Annotated in this window: 18 protein-coding genes; 7 read left to right on the top strand and 11 right to left on the bottom strand. The window is 43.3% G+C overall.

Features of this window, described 5'->3' with window-relative positions:
* Positions 1–88: 88 nt before the first annotated feature.
* The 4 genes from AC1DU2_RS14165 to AC1DU2_RS14150 all read right to left on the bottom strand — a co-directional run bounded on the left by AC1DU2_RS14165 (position 89) and on the right by AC1DU2_RS14150 (position 7,574).
* Positions 89–442 carry a hypothetical protein gene (locus AC1DU2_RS14165; RefSeq protein ID WP_477385017.1) on the bottom strand — a complete coding sequence of 118 codons (354 nt, stop codon included), beginning with the start codon at positions 440–442 and terminating at the stop codon, positions 89–91.
* A 46-nt stretch (positions 443–488) separates the two neighbouring features.
* Complete coding sequence (gene alaS, locus AC1DU2_RS14160) at positions 489–3,260, bottom strand: alanine--tRNA ligase (RefSeq protein WP_477385016.1); 2,772 nt, start codon at positions 3,258–3,260, stop codon at positions 489–491.
* A gap of 241 nt (positions 3,261–3,501) precedes the next feature.
* On the bottom strand, positions 3,502–5,688 hold the full coding sequence (locus tag AC1DU2_RS14155; RefSeq protein WP_477385015.1) for a hypothetical protein: 2,187 nt from the start codon (positions 5,686–5,688) through the stop codon (positions 3,502–3,504).
* Positions 5,689–5,696: 8 nt separating this feature from the next.
* The gene (locus AC1DU2_RS14150) at positions 5,697–7,574 is read right to left on the bottom strand and encodes a transglutaminase-like domain-containing protein (RefSeq protein ID WP_477385014.1); all 1,878 of its coding nucleotides are present in this window, start codon (positions 7,572–7,574) and stop codon (positions 5,697–5,699) included.
* A 225-nt stretch (positions 7,575–7,799) separates the two neighbouring features.
* On the opposite strand from AC1DU2_RS14150, the gene AC1DU2_RS14145 reads away from it, so the two are divergent.
* Positions 7,800–8,240, top strand: a complete 441-nt coding sequence (locus AC1DU2_RS14145) for a hypothetical protein (RefSeq protein WP_477385013.1) — start codon at positions 7,800–7,802, stop codon at positions 8,238–8,240.
* A 115-nt stretch (positions 8,241–8,355) separates the two neighbouring features.
* On the opposite strand, the gene AC1DU2_RS14140 is transcribed toward AC1DU2_RS14145, so the two are convergent.
* On the bottom strand, positions 8,356–9,081 hold the full coding sequence (locus AC1DU2_RS14140) for a hypothetical protein (RefSeq protein ID WP_477385012.1): 726 nt from the start codon (positions 9,079–9,081) through the stop codon (positions 8,356–8,358).
* A gap of 304 nt (positions 9,082–9,385) precedes the next feature.
* Between AC1DU2_RS14140 and AC1DU2_RS14135 the strand changes: the two genes are divergently transcribed.
* The 5 genes from AC1DU2_RS14135 to AC1DU2_RS14115 all read left to right on the top strand — a co-directional run bounded on the left by AC1DU2_RS14135 (position 9,386) and on the right by AC1DU2_RS14115 (position 14,905).
* Complete coding sequence (locus AC1DU2_RS14135) at positions 9,386–9,721, top strand: MerR family transcriptional regulator (RefSeq protein ID WP_090653238.1); 336 nt, start codon at positions 9,386–9,388, stop codon at positions 9,719–9,721.
* A 181-nt stretch (positions 9,722–9,902) separates the two neighbouring features.
* Positions 9,903–10,067, top strand: a complete 165-nt coding sequence (locus tag AC1DU2_RS14130; RefSeq protein ID WP_477385011.1) for a hypothetical protein — start codon at positions 9,903–9,905, stop codon at positions 10,065–10,067.
* A gap of 68 nt (positions 10,068–10,135) precedes the next feature.
* A complete protein-coding gene (locus AC1DU2_RS14125) occupies positions 10,136–12,238 on the top strand; it encodes a ComEC/Rec2 family competence protein (RefSeq protein ID WP_477385010.1) in 2,103 nt (700 codons plus the stop codon).
* Positions 12,239–12,312: 74 nt separating this feature from the next.
* Entirely contained in the window at positions 12,313–12,957 is a 645-nt protein-coding gene (locus tag AC1DU2_RS14120; RefSeq protein ID WP_477356282.1) for a DUF4412 domain-containing protein, read from the top strand.
* 67 nt (positions 12,958–13,024) lie between these two features.
* Positions 13,025–14,905 carry an LTA synthase family protein gene (locus tag AC1DU2_RS14115; RefSeq protein WP_477385009.1) on the top strand — a complete coding sequence of 627 codons (1,881 nt, stop codon included), beginning with the start codon at positions 13,025–13,027 and terminating at the stop codon, positions 14,903–14,905.
* 94 nt (positions 14,906–14,999) lie between these two features.
* Here the strand turns inward: AC1DU2_RS14115 and AC1DU2_RS14110 are convergent, their stop codons facing one another.
* From AC1DU2_RS14110 to AC1DU2_RS14095, 4 genes are read right to left on the bottom strand one after another with little or no spacing between them, the layout of a single operon-like run.
* Positions 15,000–15,605, bottom strand: a complete 606-nt coding sequence (locus tag AC1DU2_RS14110) for a hypothetical protein (protein WP_477385008.1) — start codon at positions 15,603–15,605, stop codon at positions 15,000–15,002.
* A 1-nt stretch (position 15,606) separates the two neighbouring features.
* A complete protein-coding gene (gene bioA, locus AC1DU2_RS14105; protein ID WP_477385007.1) occupies positions 15,607–16,872 on the bottom strand; it encodes an adenosylmethionine--8-amino-7-oxononanoate transaminase in 1,266 nt (421 codons plus the stop codon).
* Positions 16,869–17,312, bottom strand: coding sequence for an NUDIX domain-containing protein (locus AC1DU2_RS14100; protein WP_477385006.1), 444 nt, complete (start codon positions 17,310–17,312; stop codon positions 16,869–16,871). The genes bioA and AC1DU2_RS14100 overlap by 4 nt, the downstream gene beginning before the upstream one ends.
* The gene (locus AC1DU2_RS14095) at positions 17,312–18,286 is read right to left on the bottom strand and encodes a cation diffusion facilitator family transporter (protein WP_477385005.1); all 975 of its coding nucleotides are present in this window, start codon (positions 18,284–18,286) and stop codon (positions 17,312–17,314) included. The genes AC1DU2_RS14100 and AC1DU2_RS14095 overlap by 1 nt, the downstream gene beginning before the upstream one ends.
* A gap of 90 nt (positions 18,287–18,376) precedes the next feature.
* On the opposite strand from AC1DU2_RS14095, the gene AC1DU2_RS14090 reads away from it, so the two are divergent.
* On the top strand, positions 18,377–19,570 hold the full coding sequence (locus AC1DU2_RS14090) for a pyridoxal phosphate-dependent aminotransferase (RefSeq protein WP_477385004.1): 1,194 nt from the start codon (positions 18,377–18,379) through the stop codon (positions 19,568–19,570).
* 160 nt (positions 19,571–19,730) lie between these two features.
* Here AC1DU2_RS14090 and AC1DU2_RS14085 read toward each other — a convergent pair whose 3' ends face one another.
* A complete protein-coding gene (locus AC1DU2_RS14085) occupies positions 19,731–20,303 on the bottom strand; it encodes a hypothetical protein (RefSeq protein WP_477356266.1) in 573 nt (190 codons plus the stop codon).
* A 422-nt stretch (positions 20,304–20,725) separates the two neighbouring features.
* Positions 20,726–23,905: an efflux RND transporter permease subunit gene (locus AC1DU2_RS14080; RefSeq protein WP_477385003.1), complete on the bottom strand. Its 3,180-nt coding sequence runs from the start codon at positions 23,903–23,905 to the stop codon at positions 20,726–20,728.
* Between the last annotated feature and the right edge of the window lie 21 nt (positions 23,906–23,926).

Here is a 23,926-nt window from a genome sequence, read left to right as displayed (position 1 = left end):
CGGAATTTACAGAAATATAGAATGGACAGAATTTCAGCTGCGGGTTTTGATCCGCAATGTACGGACAAACTATCCGAGGATAAATTCCTTATTTAGTTTCAAAAGCTGATTGGGCTTTTTTAGACAACCTCTTCGATGCTTGCTGGATGTCAGATACGACAATATTTGATTTAATAAAATCTAAGTTTTCTTTCTGAGTCTTAAGTTTATCAAGTAGGTCAACAACGTTTAGTTTGGCCTCCTTAGTCATCGCTGTATCCTGAACAAGCATTTTTTTAAAAAGATCGGCAAAGGTATCTATTACGTATTCACTGTAATTAACTAAAGATTCGTTTTTATAGCTTTGTTTTAAAGACAACCACTCGAACAAAACAATGCTGATCTTGTTCGAATCGCTTTCTTCTATGGCATTAATCCGATCTATGTTTTCTAACGCAATCATTATTTGACCTCTTCTAACGTTATTAACGTTTTATTACCTTGATTTGTTACCACCCAACAAAACTCCTCGCCTTGGCCAGTGCATTATCCAGGCCGCTTACATCGCTGCCGCCGGCGGTTGCGAAAAATGGCTGGCCGCCGCCGCCGCCTTTTACTTCTTTGGCGAGTTCTTTTACGATGTTGCCAGCGTGCAGGCCTTTTTCTTTTACCAGGTTTTCGGCTATCATAACCGTTAGGCTGGGTTTGCCGTCAAAATCGGCGGCGAGGACCAGGAACAGGTTGGGTACGATATCTTTTAACTGGTAGGCCAGGTTTTTAATGGCTTCGGCATTGGGCAGGGCTACTTTTTGGGCAATGAAGTTGATGCCGTTGATAGCTTCGGCTTTTTGTGCCAGTTCATTTTTTAAGCCTGACGATTTTTCGAGGATGGCTTTCTCAATTTCTTTTTTCAGCTTGCTATTTTCGTCCAGCAGGCTTTCTATGCTTTTTGGCAGGTCTTTAGGGTTTTTAAGCAAATCTTTAAGCTGGTCGACCATGCGGCTTTGGTTGGTGATAAACACCTCGGCAGCAACACCGGTAATGGCCTCAATACGGCGTACCCCGGCGGCTACGGCACTTTCGGCAATGATTTTAAAGAAGCCTATCTGTCCGGTAGCCTGAACATGGGTACCGCCACAAAGCTCCTTGCTAAACTCATCTTCGAAAGTTATCATGCGTACATACTCGCCATATTTTTCGCCAAACAGGGCGGTTACGCCGCTGGTGATGGCTTCGGCATAAAGCACGCTGCGCTCTTCTTTCAGCGGGATATTCTGACGTACCTTTTGGTTCACGATGGCTTCAATCTGCGCCAATTCCTCGTCGGTAACTTTGGCGAAGTGCGAAAAATCGAACCTCAGGTAATCGCTGTTTACCAATGATCCTTTTTGGTTTACGTGGCTGCCCAATACCTGTTTCATGGCGGCATGCAGCAGGTGCGTGGCCGAGTGGTTGGCATTGGTTTGCCCCCGCAAAGCAGGGTCAACAATGGCAGTTAACGCATCCTGAATATCATCGGGCAGGTTATCTACATAGTGAACCGTTAAACCGTTTTCTTTTTTGGTATCGGTAACCAAAATGATGGTGCCATCCGGAAAAACCAACTCGCCCTTATCTCCTACCTGGCCACCGCTTTCGGCATAGAAAGGCGTTTTATCCAAAACAATCTGGTATTGCTCCTTGCCTTTGGCGGTTACCTTGCGGTATTTTACCACATGGGCAATGGTTTCGGTTTCATCGTAACCGGTGAAGATGGAAGCTTCGTCTTCTTTTAAAGTGATCCAATCTTGTGTGTCAACTAATGATGCCGCACGGGAGCGAGTTTTTTGCTCAGCTAAAGCCTTATTAAAACCATCTTCATCAACGTCAAATCCGTAATCCGATGCTATAAGTCTGGTTAAGTCAATGGGGAAACCATTAGAATCAAATAATTCAAATGCAGTATCGCCATCAATAGCTGGTTTAGTCTCCCCGTATGCTGTTTCAAGACCTTTCTTTATTTCATTTGGATTATTAATTAAATGGTCCATCAATGCCGTAGCTGATAATTCTGGTCTTTCATCAACCAAAGTTAACGCCACGAAATTAACCGAATCTCGCTTTGAAATGTAATCTCTGATTTTAATCAAGCCTCTTTCCAAAGTCCGTAAAAATGACAATTCCTCCTCTAAAATCACTTTCTGCACAAAATCCTTCTGACTGTAAAGGTTATCAAACACCCCTTTAAACTGCCCGGCCAATAAAGGCACCAGTTGGTTAAAGAAAGGTTCTTTAAAGCCTAAAGTCTGGTAGCTATAACGCACGGCACGGCGCAGGATCCTGCGGATCACGTAACCGGCTTTATTACTTGCAGGCAACTGCCCATCGGCAATGGCAAAGCTGATGGCACGGATATGGTCGGCCAATACACGCATGGCAACGGCCTCATTCCAGTCGGCATCACCGGGTTTGGCGGCGCTGTTGTATGTTTTACCGCTTTTCTTCGCAATAAACTGGATCATCGGCTGAAAAACATCGGTATCGTAGTTGGATGTTTTGCCTTGCAGCACACGTACCAAACGCTCAAAGCCCATACCCGTATCCACATGTTTGGCAGGCAATGGCTGTAATGCGCCACCTTTTAAGCGGTTAAACTGCATGAAAACGTTGTTCCAGATCTCTATCACCTGGTCGTGATCAGCATTTACAAGACTTTGGCCTTTCACCTTTAACCTTTCACCTTCTTCCCGGCTATCGTAATGAATTTCGGAGCACGGGCCACATGGACCAGTTTCGCCCATTTCCCAAAAGTTATCCTTTTTGTTGCCGGGCAATATGTGGGCTTCATCTACAAACTGCTTCCACAGATCGTAAGTTTCGGTATCTTTTTCAAGGCCTTCCTTTTCGTCGCCTTCAAAATAGGTAACGTACAGGCGGTCTTTAGGTAGTTTATAAACTTCGGTTAACAGTTCCCAGCTCCAGGCAATGGCTTCTTTTTTAAAGTAATCGCCAAAGCTCCAGTTGCCCAGCATTTCAAACATGGTGTGGTGGTAGGTATCAATACCTACTTCTTCCAAATCGTTATGCTTGCCGCTTACGCGCAGGCAGCGTTGGGTATCGGCTACACGGGTTGCCTTGGCTGCTGCTTCGCCCAAAAATATATCTTTAAACTGGTTCATCCCCGCATTGGTGAACATCAGGGTCGGGTCGTTTTTAATTACAATTGGTGCCGAAGGAACGATAATATGTCCCTTTGAAACAAAAAAATCAAGAAAAGCCTGGCGTATTTCGGTAGCTGTCATAGTGTGCAAATGTAGTTATTAGTCCGAAAGTCGGAAAGTCCGAAAGTCAGAAAAGTCGGAAAGTCCGGAAGTTGGGAAATAAGGAAGGGTCCCCCCTCATACGATTTTTCTGACTTCCAACTTTCCTATCTTACTTTTCTAACTTCCGGACCAACAACTCCGGCTACTTTTTTGACTTTTTGGACTTCCCCGGCTTTCTGACTTTCGGACTTTTCCGACTTTCGGACTTTCGGACGACTAACTACTTCTTCTCCAGCAAAATTTTCTTAGCGTTATAAGCCGAGGCGGCATCAATCATTTCAACCAGCGCGGGCCAGTCGGCGGCTTTTTCGAAGTTGTGGGCGTAGGCACGGGTTACTACAATATTTAATGTGTTGCCGCTGATGTTCGCGGTTGATGAGAATGAGCCTGTTTTGTTCTCTTTTTTAATGTTCAGCTCTTCTACTCCTTTAGCTATATAGCCCTGCGGGATAGTCAGCGATAGAGTATATTTAAAACTGCGGGCACAGGGCATGTAAACGTCAATAGTGCGCTTGCGTTCGGTATCGTCCAGTTTGTAAAAACCGCCGGTGAGTTTGCCTACGTCAACCAGGTAGTTGTTGCCGGCCTTTTTCACCAGGTTGTTGAGCACAAATGACGAGCTATATTTAAACGCCGGGTTAGTGTTTTCAATCGCCGGGTCGACGATTTTGCAATCCTTTACTTCGGTTGGTTCCTGGTCGTATTTACCCTTAATTTCGGCGGTAAAGGCTTTTAACTGGTCTTTACGTTGTTGCTCAAATGCATTTGAGTACTCGTCGGCTTTGTGTTTGCCTTTTATCCTTTTTGATAGTTCTTCGCCTTTTATCAATGTTTGTAAACCCTTGTCAATGTCGCCGGCCGGCAACAGGGATTTTTGGTCGTCAAGACGCATGGAACCGGTTTCGCTTACCTGCCGGGCAATTTTTAGTTTTTGCATATCCGTTGGCAGCAGGTTTACCTGTAGCTGTTCGTCAATAAAATTTTTATCGCTTGTTGAAACTGACAACGAATCGTCCTTTTCGGTAAAGGTGTAGTACTTGTTAGTGATGCGGTCGGGATTCAGGGCAATTACCTTTTCGCCTTCAAAGCGCTCTGGTAATTCGCCAAAATGGGTAACCACATTATCAAAGCTCATAAAATAGGTTTTGGCCCTTTTTATGCGGATGACAGCATCAAAATCGTTAAAAGTAAACATGTTATCGAGCGTATTGCTCATGCGTGATGCCACCATCAATACATCATGGTTAATACCCAATTGGGTAAGCATCATACTCATGCCTATGGCAGCCGGCACACTGCGGGCGCTGCGGTAATTCATCCCGTCAATATTTTCCAGTTCATCGCCATCGTAATTGCAAAAAACCTGGAATTTCCATATGTCATACAATACTTTCAATACACTATCTGCGGCATTATTTTTAAATGGTTTACCTGTGTTAAAATAATCCTTGGTGCGTTTTTCGGCTTCGTTAAAGCCGGAGTACTCCTCAAAAGAATATTTGAACGCTTTTTTAATGGCCACAGCACGTGTATCATATGATGCATCGGCACCGTTATTAAACGTGCTGCCAATTTCTATATAAGGATACTGGCGCAGGGCCGATACCCAGATGTTACTTTTGTACTTAGGCATGTTGTGCAGCTTAAGGCTCAGCACCAGGTCGCCATCGGCATTGCGGCCGCCATCAAAATGCTGGGCGCCATTGGCATAAATATATTTTACATCGGTTTTTTTATTGTACTGAAAATCGAGGCTGTAATACAAAACAGGGTATTCATCGGCCAGTACAAAAATATCGTCGTTGTTTTTATAGGATGCGTTTTTGCTGTTTTCGTCAACATCAACGGTACTCACATAATAATCTAAAATATCGCCCACCTGCAAACCGGGGATGGCCAGTTTGCCCTTTTGGTCTTTGGTTTCGTTTTTGGTTAAAACCTCTTCGCCGGTATTAACAATTACCTCGCTACCGTTTGGCTTAACAATTTTGGCACCGATAAAAGTGTTATTGGTACTCACAAACTTGGTCAGGAAAAAGGACACAGTTTTATCCAGCTTCTTCTGATACTCCAGGGTTGAGTAATCTTCCAGCGATACTTTATCGTTAATTTTTACACGCTCGTGAAAAGTTTTGAGTTTAACGGTACGCAGGCTTGCAGCGGCGGTAATAATCAAAAATTTTATTTTGGTGTTTGATGTACGGTTAAGGCTAAACGACCGTGCCAGCACAACAGCACTCTCTTTGCTCAGGCTATCGGGTACTTTGGTAACTTTAAACTCGGGCGCGGTGGTACCCCAAATTTCTTTTTGCAATTGGGCGGCTTTTTCGGCATAAGGCACATTGTCCTGCGCGAAGGTTAAAGTAGTGATGAATAAAAAAAATAGTGACAGGTAAAGTGGTTTCATTTAATATATCAGTTTGTAGGTTTTAGGATCAGGGTATCGTTGTAAGCCTTGCCCAGTAGTTCCACATCGTGGTTCCATTGCTCAAAGCGGGTTTTGGGCAAGCTGGTGTTTTTAATAAGCAGGCTTTTTTTGTACAACAGTTTGTTGGGCAGTTGGGTGTAGCTGATGTGAAACTCATAATCGGGGTTCACAATGTTCAAATCGGCAGGTACGGTTGCGGCTTTATAATTGGCAGGAATATCCAGTTCGGTTTGGCTGTTGATGTTCATTTTATAGGCAAACCAATAATCAAGCTTGCGCACGGCGGGTTTAAAAGTAAAATCGGCCAGTTCCTTCTGGCTGTCGATGTTGATGTAATAATCCTTACTAAACACGTTTACAGCATTTTTATGCTCCAGGTCAAACGCGGCTGTCAAGTCCTTATCGGGGTTGGCTGTGCTGCTTAGCTTCAAGTTGTTAATGGTGTAATCGTTATTATCATCGGCCAGGTATTTCACCATAGCCTTATCCGTATTTTCGTGTTTAATGCTGTTTAAGCCGCTTAAAATACTTTCCTTATCCTCGCCCTTCCATGTATAATTTACTTTGCCTACCAGGCTGGTGCCGCTTACACTTAACTTGCTGAACTGGTTGGTTGAGTTTTGCAAAGGCGGGGCATAAGGTATTTTATTCAGGATGTATTTATCGCCGTCTTCCATTAAAACCTGGCGGCCCTGTATGCGCTCGGCATATTCGTTTAGGCTAAGGTAGCTTTCGGTTGCATCAAGGTAATATATTTTCCCTTTGTAGTTTAGGGCGCATATCATGTGGTTATCAACCGCCATTGATGGGGTTTGGTAATCATAGGCAATATGTTTGGTACCCAGCCAGCATAGCCGGGCATCATAGCCCTGCGATACCAGTAGCGCCTTGGTTAAATTGGCCATGCCTTTACAATCGCCATATTTTTTGCGCAGCACTTCGTCGGCCTTCTCCGGCTTAAAGCCCGCCATGCCGTCTTCAAAGGCAATATACCTGATGTTATCCTGTACATAATAAAATATGGCCTTTATTTTATCCATATCGGCAGTAAGCCCGGCGGTTAACTCCTTTGCTTTCGCGCTGATTACGGCTTGATCGCCCGCCACGTTTTTAACCAGTTCGCGGTACCAGGCATACTGATCGGCAAGTGAACCGAAATAGGTGATCTGCTTGCCGCCCGGCGCCGCCGATTTACACAACACCAACAGGTGCGGGTAAATATAGGTTGGGCCGGGGCTGTTGGCCTCGCGCTTCATGGCCGGTATATTTGCAAACGAATAGGTGATAACATCGGCATCTTCGCCAGAGATGTATTCGGTAGTTTTTTTTATGCCGAAGGAATTAAAGTTCATTTCCTTGATATCCACTTTCATCCAGCGGGGAATTTTAAGGCTCACCTCGCCCTGCTGCACTATTGCCGCATCTGAAAAATAGATGGAAGTAAAATACCGGGGATCATTCAGGGTTTCTTCAAAGGTGACCGTGCCGACACTTCCTTTTTTGGGCATATCCATCGGGAAGTAGCAAATTTTTGCGTCCGAGTAAAAAACATCGTCCTGGCTGTAATAGGTGTAGGTTGGCTTAAACGACCGTAAGTTATGGCCATCAACCTTGCAGGTTACGGCATCAATGCTGGTGTTATCGTTATAAAATTCAGATACCGGGTAGCTTACGCCATAGGTATTGCTGACGTAGGTATTGCTCAGTTTCTCTTTTATCTCAACCCTGTTGGTTTGGCCGTTCCATTTAAACTGGTACTCATTTTTTAAGGCGGTTATAGTTACCAGCGAATCGCCTTCTAAAGCAAACGCCCCCAGGGTAAACAGCGTACAGCAGGCGCACGCAATCAATCGTTTAAAAATCATATTATAATCAGAGGATGAAATATAATACTATTATTTGGATTTGGGAATTTGGATTTTTAACTATTGTTCATTTTCAAAGGTGTAAAAAAAGGTTTTGCTATTTGGAGTTTATTTATTGGTGAGTAAATAGGACCAAACTCAAAATTTGTTGATGACAACGCGAACAAGTGTGAAACGCCATGCTGCGAATCATAAATACTACTAACTTTGCCGAAATAGTAAAATATGACTTTAAAATACCTACCCCTTATCATCATTACCGCGTTAACAATATCAATAACTTCGTGCACAACCTATTACATCCCCATTGATAGTTTCAAGCAGCAGTTGCCAAGTTTAGAAAAATCGGCACCACTAAGACAAGTTACGGCAATTGACCCCATGGGAGGTAGGTCAACTTACAGCATCTATCCTATCGATTCGATAAGATGTGTAGATAAAAACGGAAAATGGTTTTTATTAAAAAACAGCCCCGCATTAGAAATACGCTTTACGGATATTAACAACAAGAAAACCACTTTTTACTTTGATCACGTTTATGTAGTACGCGATTCTATTACTGGTTTGCGGTCACATATTCTTGGTTTAAAAAAAACGATTCCACTAAATACAGTAAAAACCATCGAAATACAGAATGGAGGAAAAAGGTTCAGGTACGCTGATTAAGTTCAAAATTTAAGCTTCTTGGTTTGGCAGTGTCTCCGTTTCGAAAATAAATATGGAGTTAAGCCGTTTGGATACGGGTAAAAGTAATGAGGGAAATAATTAAATTGAAACCCAGCTACTTGCTGCCAGGCTTGCGTATATCTTTTGCCCTATCAAAAGTTACCAAACAACTATCCAGCGGTTGGCCTTTCTTATAAATGCAGTCGCAGAAAACCTGGCAAGCCTGGGGATTTTTGCTGGATGCGCATTGGTTTCTGCACTCATCTTCGGCATTGCCGGGTATAATATCATATAAATAGAAAGTACCGATGATGATAAATGCCACCAATGCAAAAGAACCTCCAAAAAATATGGCCCGAAGGCGCATCCCCAAGGGCTTCTTTATCACATGAGGATCTGTTTTTGGTTGCTGCTTAACTGGTAAAATATGTTTTAAGCGGTCATAATCCCAGATCAATAAAAACAGGCTTGCCAGCAGCATCATCGTGGTACCGCGTGTACCGTCAAAACGGGTAGCATAAGTAAGCACACAAATATTTACGATGATGGGAAAATACATCAATGCACCAAGAAGGGAAGTTCTCGGGATAAGTAACAATATAGCTGTTATAACCTGGACAATCCCGATAAAAGTATAATAGTATCCGGTAAGTTGCAAGGCATCAAAATAATGCCCCAAAGGGTTATTGTGGGGCAGGCCGGCGGCAAATCGTTCGCCCATAATCTTTACGATGCCCGCTATTAAAAACCCGGCTGCTAAAGCAATGCGGCAAAAAACAGCAAACCGTTTAAACCATTTGTCGGCCTTTGCCTCGTAGTATAGTTCTTCAAATCTGTTCATATCAGTATATTATATTGTCTGATTCCTATTAAGTTTTTATTACAAATAAAAAGTACTTTGAAATATAAAGTTAAATAAGTCCAACTGCCTTTCAAAATATTTTAAGAAAATAAACTGAGACACCAATTTTGTTTTCGCAATGGTTTGTAAAAACGCCGGTTAAGCGCAACTTTAGACTTACGACTTAGTACTGTTGACTCAACACGATGTTTTGTTGAGGCGGACCGCATGCATCTACATTTTGCTGACAAAAATCCGAAATCGAAATTCCCAATTCCGAATTCAAAAAGATACCTTTGCATATATGGCTTACAAAGAACGCGAAATAAGCAAAATGTATTACACCATGGGCGAGGTATCGGCCATGTTTGATGTAAACCAATCGCTTATCCGTTTTTATGAAAAGGAGTTTGATGTATTGCAGCCTAAAAAGAACAAAAAAGGCAACCGTTATTTTACCCCCGAGGATATCGAGAACTTTAAGATCATCTTTCACCTCATCCGCGATAAAGGCTATACCCTGAACGGCGCCAAAGAGCACCTGAAAAGCAATCTCGGCGATCACAAAGAAAACCAGCGGGTGATCGACTCGCTCGAAAACATCAAAAAATTCCTGCTCGAAGTAAGAGACCAGTTGTAGGTTTTATCAATGCAGGTTCACTCCGCTATTATTCTATACCAGGCAAAAGGCGTAGCCTTGACCGATATTGTAGCCCCGGGTTTCAACCCGGGGAATACCAACCCAAGAATAAAGAGAGCCGTAGGTTCGGCCCATATAATCAACGAGTTCTTTTAATATTCCAAATATCAGCGTACAATAAATGAACCGTACCTACGGCACTTATTCCATGGCGTTTTATAACCACGGGTTGAAACCCGTGGCTACAATATTTACCAGGGCTACGCCCTTGAACTGCAAAAAATCGATGTCCCTTAAATTCAGGCAATTAAAAAGCGTAATATTCCCATATCGCCCAACCTGCTGATTTATTTCAACTCATTTATTTGATGTATCCCCCTAAAACATATCTTTATTGCTTTCACCATATCATAAATGATCGCGAACCATAAAGGCGAGATCCCTTTTGTTGTATTGCTCCTGCCCTTTTTGCTGGGGATAGCCTCAGGCATCGGCTTTATTACGGCCGCATACCTGCCTTTACTTTGGAGCGTGTTCGGCGGCTTGGGTATTGCTTTTATCCTGCTGAATTTAAGCTACCAGCGGCTGGCTATTTATAAAACCAGGTGGCTTGGCGGGTTATTAATTACATTCATTCTGTTTTCGGCAGGCTGCATCAGTGTCATTAATAATAACGAACTGAACAATGCCCGGCATTTTTCCAGGTCATCGGCCCGATATCTATCGATAAAAATCAATACCGAACCACAACTCAAAAACGGCTTGCTAAGGTTCCCGGCAACGGTTGGGCAAAGCATTAGTCATAAACAACCAACCCCTGTTACCGGCACATTATTGGTGACCATTAAAGACAGCGCAGCCTTATCCCTGCAATATGGCGACGAGTTGGTTATCCCGGCCAAATACACCCCTATCGACCCACCCTTTAACCCTGGCGAATTCAACTATAAAAAATACCTGGCGCATCAAAACATATACTACCAGGCATTTTTATACCCGGGAATGTACCGCGTTGTAAAGCATGGTACGGGCAACGCGCTCATCGCGTTTTCGCTGCGGCTACGACAGCAAATGATTAACCGGTTTAAGCAGCAAATGCACGATCCCGGCGCCATCGCTGTAGCATCAACCCTGATACTGGGTTACAAAGCCGATTTGAGCGGCGATATTTTACAGGCCTATTCCAAAACAGGTACCATTCACGTACTATCGGTTTCAGGTGCGCATGTGGCCATCATTTATATTTTGCTGCAATTTACCCTTGGTTTTTTAAACGGCTACCGGCGTGGCAGGGTAATAAAAGCGGTTATCATTATCGCGCTCATCTGGTACTATTCGCTGCTTAGTGGCTTCTCGCCTGCTGTTTGCCGGGCAGCGGTGATGATCAGTATGGTTATCATCGGCAAAACTTATGCGCGGTATATCAATTTACTCAATATCCTGGCCGTATCGGCATTTGCGCTACTGTTGTACAACCCGCTTTTAATAACAGATGTTGGTTTCCAGCTATCATACCTGGCTGTGGCCGGGCTGGTGGTTTTACAGCCGGTTGTTTATAAATGGCTGGCATTTAAAAAGAAATGGGCAGATAAAATCTGGATGGCTTGTTCGATATCCATAGCCGCGCAGGTTATTACATTTCCGCTGAGTGCATTGTATTTTCACCAGTTCCCGGTTTATTTTTTACTGAGTAACCTGCTCATTATTATACCTACATCGGTTATCATGTACAGTGGTGTGGCCTACCTGGCGCTTTCATGGGTACCCCTGCTGTCAACTTTACTGGCGCGGTTATTGGAGTATACCATATTGTTCATGAACAAAGCGCTGGCAATTATTGAATATGCGCCCTTTGCCAGCATTGGTAAAATATGGCTTACAGTGCCGGAGTATTTATTGCTTTACCTGATCATGATAAGCGCGTTTTACTATTTGTACAATAAAAAAACATGGCTTATAAAGCTTAGCCTGGTCGGCCTGCTGCTATTTGCCATAAGCATCAGCCTGAAAAGGTACCGGGCCGAAAGTACCAACTCTATCGCGTTTTTAAACCTGCGCAAAAACACGGGCATTGTATTTAAAAACGGCGACAGGGCGGTTGTACTTACCAACCTTGCAGATACCGATAAAAATTACAAATATTCGGTACAGCCTTATTTAGATAGTGCACAGGTGGGGCATACCACCATTATAGGCTTAAGCCAAAACATCAGTTCAACATGGTTTAAAAAACAGGGCGCTTTAATGCAGTTTTATAATAAAAGGATAATTATATTTGATAAGCAATTACAAAACCAACAGCTACCGGGTAAACTGATAGCCAGTTATTTATATATTACCGGCAATCCGCACACCAATTTACAAGCGGTAAATAGTAACTTTGACTACCAAACATTGATTATTGATGGCAGCAACAGTAACCAAACCGTTGAAAGATTTACTGAAGGCGCAAAGGCACTCAATGTAAACTATAAAATATTAAAACGTAACAATTCGCTGATTATAGTATCTAATTAACAACATTAAACTAACTACCAATAAATTTGTCTTTAAGCTAAAAACAGGTAAATTGGTATAATCAAATTAAAACAATGAGGATAAAATTTTTAAATGTTGCCTTAGGCCTTGCCCTTACCGCAACTGTAATGAGTGCAAGCGCACAAAAAAAATACACCGAAGGCGTAGTAAACTTTACTACAGCCATGATGGGGCAGCAAATAAATGCCAAAAGTTATTTCCGGGCAGATTCAAACGCCTTTGCTTTTTCGAACGGCCCCGCCAACATCAAAATTTTGACTGATGCCGGCGCTAAATCAATGGTTATTTTGGTTGATGTTCCTGTTGCCAATATTAAAAAGGCAGCCGTTGCAACACCAGATGATATTGACCAGGCAATGGCTGGTTTACCGCAGTTTACTTTTGCACCAGGCACCGAAACTAAGGTTATCAATGGCTTTAACTGTAAAAAAGTGGTGGCTACTGATAAAAAAACCAGCAAAACTTTCGATATCTGGATCACCAATGATATTGAAATACCATTGGCTGGCGTAGCTAAGTACTACCAGGGTATTGGCGGCTTCCCGGTTCAATATACATCATTTAGCCAGGGCCAGTCAACCGAGGTAACTGTTACCAGTGTAACCGAGCAAAAAGTTCCTGCAGGTACATTTGGCATCCCTGCCGATTTTGAAAAGATAACACTTGACGATTTGAAGGCTATGCGCGGCGGCAGATAAGCCAAACTTTAACAATTAACTAAAGGTTTCTTAACATTGCAGTAAAGTACTACTTTTGTACCCCTGTATGTTAAGAAACCTTTTCAGTTTAGTGCGCTTCCTTTTATTCTGGTTATTGTTCTTCGCAATAACCCGGCTGGCGTTCGAACTATATTTTCTGCCTAAACTTAAAGATGCCGGCCTAAGCGACATCATACAAACCTATTTTTACGGCCTCAGGCTTGATGCTTCGGCAGCAGCCTACATCAGTGCCATCCCCCTTTTGGTTTTCCTGGTTAACTGGTGTATACCAAATACGCATATCAAACCCATCTGGCTTAAAGTATATGTTTGGGTTTGCCTGTTTTTTATCTCGCTAAATACGGGTCTCAATTTCAACATTTTCCGCGAGTGGGGTACCAAGGTGGTGTTCAGGGTATTTAAATCGCTGTACGATGCGCCATCCGAAGCCTTTGCCTCAACAGGCTCTTCGCCGGTGGGCCGCACAGTTACCATTTGCCTGGTGCTATTAGCCTCGGGTATATATCTGTCATTAAAGATCATTGACTTTAAATTTGAAAAGCCGGCGGTGGAGCCCAGGCTAAAAACGATAATTATCATTTTGCTCCTTTTCTTCAACTTTTTGCTGATGCGCGGCGGTTTACAACCTGTACCCGTAGATCAAAATTCAGCCTATTTTTCTGACCGCGAATTCCTCAACCAGGCAGCCCTTAATACCGAATGGAACCTGTTTAACAATGTAGTTGAAAACCTTGGCCGCCCGTACAACCCGTTTGTGTTTATGCAGCCAGGCAGCGCTACACAACTTGTGCAGGAAGCTTATAGCTATAATGGTGACAGCACAAGAAATATACTTACCACCAACAGGCCAAACATTGTAATTATCCAGATAGAAAGCTATACCGCCGATGTAATTGAATCGTTGGGCGGCGATAAAGGCGTGGCCTCCAACTTTGAAAAATTCATCAAAAACGGCATCCTGTTCAACAATATTTATTCATCCGCCGACAGGACCGATAAAGGCATCGTATCTATCATGAGCGGCTTCCCTTCGCAGGCCATTCGTACCATTGTTGCCGATACTTTAAAAAACAAAAAGCTGCCGGCAATATCGTCGTCGCTTAAAACCGCGGGGTATCCAACATCCTATTTTTACGGCGGCAAAAGCAATTACATGCATTTTGACCTGTTCATGAAAAACCACCAGGTTGATCATATTACCGACGAACTGGCGTTTGACAAAAGCCTGGTTAAAACCCAATGGGGCGTTTATGACGATGTGCTTTTTGCCAAACACCTGGATTTTGCCCAACAACAAAAGCAGCCTTTTTTTACCTACCTGCAAACATCAACCAATCATGAACCTTTTGTACTGCCGGGCAAGCCGCACTTCCCACAGGAAGATAAAGATGGCGACGCAGCCAACAAATTCAGAAGTACTGCCTACTTTACCGACTCGTGCCTCAACGCCTATTTTGAACAAGCCAAAAAGCAGGCATGGTATAAAAACACCCTCTTTATTTTAGTAGCCGACCACGGCCACCGCCTGCCGCGCAATGTATCCGAAGCTTATAACCCCGTAAAATACCACATCCCGTTGCTATTTTTGGGCGAAGTAATAAAACCCGAATACCGCGGCAAAAAAATTAACAAACTGGGTGGACAAACCGATATTGCCGCCACGCTGCTCACCCAACTGGGGCTGCCCCATCACCAGTTTAAATGGTCGAAAGATTTGCTAAACCCAACCACCAAAGATTTTGCTTTTTTTGACTGGGACAACGGCTTTTGCTTTATGACTCCCCAGCAAGTGGTATCGTACGATAACTCAGGCCGCAGGGTAGTTTACACGGGCAATAAAAACGCGGATGCAAAGACTACTGATAATGTGCTTTTATATGGAAAGGCCTTTTTGCAGGAGGTTTATACGGAGTATATGGGGTATTAATTTGTCTGAATCAGAATTTATAGAATTTTAGGATAAGGAGAATGAAAAGAAATTCTGTAAATTTTCTAATTCTGTAAATTCTGATTCAGACAATCTAATTAATCGCCGCTCCCAGCTGCTCCACCCACATTTCAAACAGCCTGGTTTCAAAGGCTACCGCTTTATTGGCGTGTTTTTCCCAATCGGGCGAGAATTTGTGCAGTTGGTTAAGCATTTCTTCCAGGTGGCCTTCTTCTTCAAGGATAATTGATTTTACGTTTACCTTGCTGCCTGCTTCGTCAAGTGCAGACTGGTAGATAGGGTAAAGCTCATCGGCACGAACTTCAATAGCATAGGTTACCAGCAGGTAAGCAGCAAAGCGGAGTTCTGCTCCTGTAAGGTTCAATTCACTTTTGAGGTATCGGCAAACATCAATATCCAGTTGGTTTAAATAGTATTTACTTGAACCGGGGGCCAGCAGGTACTCGGCGGCGTAGGTTGGCAGCTCCACTCCTGTTTTTTCCAGTTGTTTTTTGAGGTAGAAGGCATGGCGATGCTCTTCGGCAGCATGTTTCAGGATAATATAGGTCACAGTAAGCGGGTCTTCACTGGCCGAAATTTTGCGGGCCCCGGTGTTTTCCATCAGCGAAAGCGTGTTTAGCCAGCGCGAATGTAACTGGTTATCGGCTATTATTTGTGGTAGAAGTTTGTTTAATAACATGTTATATTTCTTGTAATGCCTGCTCTATTTTGCTGTAAACATACTGCAGTTCATCATCAGTAATGCAATACGGCGGTAAAATGTAAATTACGTTGCCCAGGGGGCGTAATATAACACCGGCAGTTAAAAAGTAATGGTATAATTTATCGCGAAGGGAGCTGAAATAAGAGGTATTATCCCCCGTTTCCCACTCCATTGCCAGTATGGTACCGGTTTGCCTCACGTTTTTTATTTTAGGGTGATGTTTAATTTTACCAGCAAACAATGCATGCGCATTAACAATCCGCTGGATATTTGCAGTTGTTTGGGGTTGTTCAAACAAATCCAGGCTTGCCAGTGCCGATGCGCAGGCTACAGGGTTTGCCGTGAAAGAATGGCCGTGAAAAAGGGTTTTCAATCGATCATCGGATAAAAAAGCATCGTAGATGTGTTGGGTACAGGTGGTTAAGCCTAATGCCATAGTGCCGCCCGTTAAGCCTTTTGAAAAGCACATGATATCGGGCTGTACGTCGAGATAATCGCATGCAAATGATTTTCCTGTACGGCCAAACCCAGTGAAAATTTCGTCGTCAATCATCAGCACTCCTTCCTGTTTGCAGTGGGCCATCAATTCATTTAGGTATTGGGCCTCGTACATCAGCATGCCCGCAGATCCCTGCACCAATGGCTCGAAAATAAAACAAGCCAGTTCGGATTTGAGATGTGAGATGTGAGATTTGAGACTTTGGATGTTTTCTTTGTTGGGCGTATCAATAAACTCTACTTCGAACAATAAACTATCAAAGGCTTTGGTAAATGCGCTACGACCGCTTACTGCCATGGCACCAAAGGTATCGCCGTGATAGGCGTTGTTTAAAGCCAGTATTTTGGTACGCTGATGTCCCTTATTATTCCAGTATTGAAGGCACATTTTTATAGCTACCTCGATGGCGGTTGAGCCATTGTCGGAGTAAAATACTTTTTGCTGGTTGTTGGGCAAATGGGTCAATAACCGCTCGGCTAATTCAACTGCGCCTTCATGGGTAAACCCCGCGAAGATCACATGCTCCAGTTTTTGCAACTGCTCTGCTACTTTTTGGGCGATATACGGATGCGCGTGCCCGTGAATGTTTACCCACCACGACGATACAGCATCAATATATTGCTTACCCGATTCATCAAACAACAAAGCGCCTGCTCCCCTTACTATGGGTACGGGCGGCGCCGCTGTTTTCATTTGGGTATAGGGGTGCCATATTACTTTAAGGTCGCGTTCGGTAAGGCTCATAGCTCATCCTGTAAAAGTTCAACTACCCGTTTATCGGTAGGGAATGCAAAATCAGCAATACTTAGGGCAGTTAAGTTTATCCACCTGAATGACTGCAGCACTTCTCCTTCACCGTCAAAATCAAAGGCTACGGTTTTGGCAACTAAATTTACCGGGCTTAAGCTACGCACCAGGTAGTAAACGCTGATGACCTGCGAATTGTTAAAAGCCGATTTTACAAAAAAATCGGTTGTATAAAAATGACCGACAACCTCGATTTCCAGGTTGCACTCCTCCATAAATTCGCGCTTCAGGCCGTCAAGCAGGCCTTCACCCAATTCAAGGCCGCCACCGGGGAACTTGGTAAATTGCATCCCATATTCCTGCTCATCGCTTACCAGCAATTCGTCGTTATCATTAAGCAACAGGCCGTAAACCCTTACATTAAAATACGCTGCCATTATTCAAAATGTTTTTTATTTCGTACTACAATATCCATCGTCCACTCAATGGTTTCTGTTTTAGCCTCGCTCCTGATGGGGCAATTGGGCATGCTGCAATAGTGGCAGCAATTAGGCAAGCAGGGGTCGGTATGGATAAACAATTCGGTTTTTATACCTACCTCCTGGTTAATCATTTTATCAACCAGCGACACCTCGTTATGCACCGTGGTCAAATCAAAATAACTGGGTAGTGTAAGGTGGCAGTCAATATGCAGTTCATGACCATATTTTTGAGCGCGCAGGTTATGTACATCTATCCAGGCATCGCGGCGCTTATCGCTTAATACCTTTATTACTTCGTTAACTACATCAATGTCGGCCTCGTCCATCAGTCCGCCTACAGAGCGGCGTACCAGCTTGTAGGCGCTATAAATTAAATACAAGGCTACCAGTATAGATAAAACACTATCAAGCCATACCAGGCCCACAAAGTGGATCAATAGTAAACCAGCCACCAGGCCAATGCTGGTTACCATATCGGCTATTAAATGATGCCCGTCTGCATCAAGCGTTATTGATCGTAATACTTTCCCCTTATGGATCATATAATAACCCAAAGCGCCGTTAACAGCGCCGGTTGCGCCAATAATAACCGCGCCGGTGAGCAAATCATGAATATTTTCGGGATGAATTAAACTATAAACCGATTTTCCGATAATGATGAGTCCGGCAATGCCTATAAGCGATCCTTCGATAAATACCGAAAAGTACTCTACCTTGCCATGCCCGTAGGGGTGATTTTCGTCGCGTGGCTGTGCAGCAAGGTATATACTAAAGAAAGCGAAGGAACTGGCTATTACATTAACAATACTTTCGGCGGCATCACTTAATACAAAATTGGAACCGGTTAAAAAGTAAGCCCCGAATTTCGCCATCATTAACACTATACCCGTAATCAGCGAAATTAATATGATCCTTTTTTGTTCCTTCAAAACAATCTTTATTAGGCCGCAAATTTATAAATAACAAGCGTAAGTAGCAGTAAAGTTATTTTCTATATTTGCCGCGATAACATAATTTATATGAGCGCATTAAGTAACCGGATAAATAATCTGTCCGAATCAGCAACAATTAAAATGGCCAAATTGGGCCGTGAACTTGCCGCAAAAGGCGTGGATGTGATCAGTTTGAGCTTTGGCGAGCCTGATTTTCATACACCAGAACACATCAAAGAAGCTGCCAAGCAGGCCATGGATAAAAACTTTACCTACTATACTCCGGTAGCGGGCTATCCTGAACTGCGCAAGGCTGTTGTTGCCAAGCTAAAGAATGAGAACAACCTTGATTATGATTTTAGCCAGATTGTAGTTTCGACAGGAGCTAAACAAGCCATTGCCAACGCGGTATTATGTTTGGTTAACCCGGGCGAAGAAGTAATTATCCCTACCCCTTACTGGGTATCGTACAGCGAAGTGGTTAAACTTGCCGAAGGTGTAAGCGTTTTTATAAACACTACCGTTGAGCAAAACTTTAAAATTACCCCTGAGCAATTAGAAGCCGCTATTACTCCCAAAACCAAATTATTTATGTTTTCGTCGCCTTGTAACCCAACAGGCAGCGTTTACAGTAAAGATGAACTGGAAGGTTTGGCAAAGGTATTTGAAAAACACCCGCATGTATACATTTTAAGCGATGAGATTTATGAGCACATCAACTACGTTGATAAACATGAATCAATAGCGCAGTTTGATTACATTAAAGACCGTGTGATCATCATCAACGGCTGGTCGAAAGCGTTTGCCATGACCGGTTGGAGAATTGGTTACACTGCATCAAATAAAGAGATAGCTATTGCCTGCGATAAAATGCAGGGACAAATAACCTCTGGTACTTGTTCAATCACCCAACGTGCCGGTGTTGCCGCTTACGAAGGTGGTTTAGAAACCGTACTGGAAATGCGGTCCGCATTTAAAAAGCGCCGCGATATCGTATACAAATTACTGAGCGAAATTGAAGGACTAAAAGTAAACCTGCCCGACGGTGCTTTCTATTTCTTTCCCGAGGTAACTTCATTCTTTGGTAAAAGCTATAACGGCAGAACTATTAAAGATGCTGATGAATTGAGTATTTATCTTTTAGAAGAAGCCCATGTTGCCACCGTTGGCGGCGATTCGTTCGGCGATCCTACTGCTATCCGTTTATCATACGCCGCGGCTGAAGATAAGCTGATTGAAGCGGTAAAAAGGATTAAAGAAGCGTTGGGGAAACTGGCGTAAATTAATTTGAAGATTTGAGAATTTGAAGATTTGAAAATGAAGCCCCTTTCAAACTTAGATTCTGCTAATCCACCAATTCTGTAAATTCTGATTCTGACAAATAATAAAGCCCCTCATCATCACGACGAGGGGCTTTCTTGTTCATTAGTGTTTCGGAATATTATAATCCAAACCCATAAGCTATACGTAACCCTACTGTGCCGTAGTTATTACCCTGGCCAGAGAAGTTTTCGTAACGTGCACCTATATCCCATGATTTGGTTGCATAACCTAAACCCGGAGCAAGGATAAGTTTGGTATCTTTATGCTCACCTGCAATAGGCTCATGAGTTTCGAAACCGGCACCTGCTTCACCTGAGAAATAAAAACCATCGGCAACAAAAGCCTTTATACCTGCTTTAACTGGTACAATACCAAGTGACCTGCCCTTTACAGTAACAGTGGTAGTTGACGTTGCATCGGTAAAAGTTTGGGAATAAGACTTGCCGAAGAAATTATAGTAACCAGAGGTTAGTGTTAAGGCAACATTGTTATTCACACCGTATTGTAAACGGGCAGTACCTCCCAAACCTACATTTGAACCATCATGAAGATTCCCAACAGGCAATAAACCTTCAACACCTACGCCAAAGCGAAGTGCGTTTGCGGGAGTAGTTTGAGCATTAACATTTGATCCGATAAAAATAGCTGCTGCTGTAAAAGCACCGGCTATAATTTTTGTCATTGTTTTCATAGTTGTATTTTTTAGTAAATAGTCTGCGGTTAAAATTTGGCCGCGTTGATAGCCCTTTTACAAATACTTTGCCATTGTAGCCATTTTTGACGCTTGTGAGATTGGCATGACGAATGAAAACCTGAGATTTATAACAAGTATGTTACAAAAATTAAATGCTTAAACATTGATTATCAATGCGCTATTTTATCATTAAACAACAATTTTATATCAATTTCAATAATTAAATTAACATGAAATTAATGTACAGAAAAAAGGAACACTACTGTTCACGATAGTGTATTCAAATGAAGAAATTCTGTTTGGTTTAAACTAAAATGGTATAAAAAGCGCCACCCGATAATTAATTTGGCGGCTTGCCAAAAACAAAAAAGAGAGGTTTTCGGCCTCTCTTTTTTGTTTTATTACAATTTTATTAAAAATTAAGCTTGTGGCTCGTGCCCTTTTTCGGGCTTATAATTTTTTTCCATTTCGGCAAGCTTGTCTTTACCGTAAGCTAATTTGGTAATCAGGTAATACAACACCGGCACAATAAATATGGCCAGCGATGTAGCGGTTAACATCCCTCCAAATACCGTCCACCCTATGGTTTTCCTGGCTTCGGCACCGGCACCAGAAGCTATCATCAGCGGCACAACGCCCAATATAAAGGCCATTGATGTCATGATGATTGGCCTCAGCCTTAGCCTCACAGCCTCAAGCGTGGCTTTTTCCAGGTTCATCCCCTTATCTACCCGCTCTTTGGCAAACTCTACAATCAGGATGGCGTTTTTGGCCGCCAGCCCTATCAACGTTATCAAACCAATCTGTGCGTAAACGTTGTTGGTAAGATCGGGCCAGAAAGTAAGGAAAAGGATAGCCCCAAACGCGCCTAATGGTACCGATAGCAGTACCGAGAATGGCACCGACCAGCTTTCATACAAAGCAGCAAGGAACAGGAATACAAACCCGATTGACAGGGCAAATATGTAAACCGTTTTCGATCCGGATAGTAGTTCCTCGCGGCTTAATCCCGAAAACTCGTATCCAAAACCTTGTGGTAATGATTTGGCCGCAACTTCTTTTAAGGCGGTAATAGCATCCCCACTACTGTAACCCGGTTTGGTACTGCCATTTATTTCGGCCGAGCGGAACAGGTTATAATGCGCAATTAACGGCGAATTTTCAATAACCTTGTAGGATGTAAGGGTACTTAAGGGCACCATGGTGCCAAACTGGTTGCGCACAAAGTACTGCCCAATATTACTTATGTTGCTCCTAAACGCAGTATCAGCCTGCGCAAGCACCCTGAAGTTTCGCCCGTAAATAGTAAAATCGTTTATATAGGTACTGCCCAGATATGTTTGCAGGGCACTGTTAACATCAGATATTGATACGCCTAATTTTTTGCCCTTCTCCCTATCAATAGTTAGTTGATAAGCAGGTGTACTTGCTGTAAAAAAGGTAAAGGCCCTGGCAATTTCGGGCCGTTTGTTAACTTCTCCAACAAAGGTTTTCAGCGTTTTTTCAAACACTTTGATATCGCCCCCGGCTTGCTTTTCTTCAAGGATAAATGAAAAGCCACCTGTGCTGCCCAAACCTGGTATAGCAGGCGGTTGAATAACAATTACGTTGGCTTCTTTAAACCGTGCCAGTTTTTTGGTTAGCTTACCAACAAGGGCCGTAATTTGCTGCGATTTTTCTTTACGCTCGTCCCAGGGTTTAAGCTGCACAAACATGGTTGCACTATTGGCCTTACTGGCAAAACTAATAGCGTTTAAGCCTCCCAAAGCAGCGTAATGTGCAATTTCGGGAACGCTATCCAACGTTTTCATCATCTGGTGCAGTACATCAACAGTACGTACGGTTGATGATGCTTCGGGCAGGTCGTACGTAATATAAACACGGCCATCATCCTCCAGCGGTATAAAGCCCGATGGTTTGCTGTGAAAAAGCCACACCGCGCCAACAATAATACATACCAGTATAATAATAACAAATTTAGAGTTTTTGATACCCTTATCAACCGTGTTGCGGTACTTACCCGTTACACGGGTAAACCATTCATTAAATACAAAGAAGAATTTATTAAGCCCTTTTGATTTATTATCTATTTTATGCGGACGAAGCAACAGTGTACACAAAGCCGGTGTTAATGAAAGCGCCACAAAAGCCGATATCAGTACCGATATAGCTATAGTGATGGCAAATTGCTGATAAAGCCGCCCTACAATACCGGGTACAAAACCCACCGGCACAAATACCGCCGCCAGGATCAACGCGATGGCAATTACCGGTGCCGATATATCGGCCATGGCGTGTTTGGTAGCCTCTGTTGGCGTCATCCCCTCCTCGTCCATATAATGCTGCACAGCCTCAACCACCACAATGGCATCATCAACCACAATACCGATGGCCAGTACAAACCCAAAGAGGGTTAGGGTATTGATAGTGAAGTGCAACGGTATAAAGAAAATGAACGTACCTATAATAGATACAGGAATTGCCAGAACCGGGATAAGCGTTGAGCGCCAGTTTTGCAGGAATAAAAATACCACCACAATAACCAGCCCCAAAGCAATAAGCAAGGTATCAACCACTTCGCTTACAGATACCTTTACCACGGTAACTGCTTCAAACGGTACTACGTAATCAATATCGGCAGGAAAGCTTTTTTTAAGCTCGTTCATGGTGGCATACACATTCTCGGCAGTCTCCAGCGAGTTGCTGTTTGGCGCCTGGTAAACCAGCAGGTATGATGCCCTTTTGCCATCAACAAACGAATTACCCGAGTAGTTAAACTTACCCAGTTCAATACGTGCCACATCCTTTAAATGAACAATGGCGCCGGTACTGGGCACTGTTTTAATTATTACATTCCCAAATTCTTCAGGTTTGCTCAAACGACCTTTAACAAGCACCGAGTATTCAAAGGTTTGGGCTTTTTGTTGCGGTGTTGCACCAACGGTTCCGGGGGCAACCTGGGCATTTTGCTCGGCCAGGGCAGCAGTAACATCGGCAGCTGTCATCCCGAGGGCTGCAAGCTTATCGGGATTGAGCCAGATGCGCATACTGAAATCATCGGCACGGGTAACTACGTCGCCCACGCCTTTGGTACGCAATATAGCGTCCTTTATAAAAACGTTGGTATAGTTATCGGTAAAAGTAACATCATGACTTCCCTTTGGCGAAAACATGGCCACCAGCATTAATATACTGGGGTTACGTTTACGTACCACAAGGCCAAGGCGCTGTACCTCCTGTGGTAAAGTAGGCGTTGCAATGCCCACCCGGTTTTGCACATCAAGCGCTGCAATATTAATATCAGTACCTACATCAAAGTTAACGGTCATGCTCATCTGGCCGTTGCTGCTGCTGTTGCTTTGCAGGTAGGTCATGCCGGGCACACCATTTACCTGAACCTCTACAGGGGTTGCAACAGTTTGCTCAACAGTGAGGGCATCGGCACCGGTGTAAGTACCTGTCACCGAAACCGTGGGCGGCGTTATATCAGGATATTGCCCAATAGGCAGGCTGCTCATTGACAGTAAACCTACAATAACAATCACTAATGAGATCACTATCGCGGTAACCGGTCGTTTTATAAAAGTATCTGCAATCATTCTTTTTATTATTAAGTTTCG

The organism is Mucilaginibacter sp. P4_C11 (genome assembly GCF_056402115.1).
Note: the sequence above shows the minus strand (reverse complement) of the source record. Positions and strands in the feature narration are given on the sequence as shown.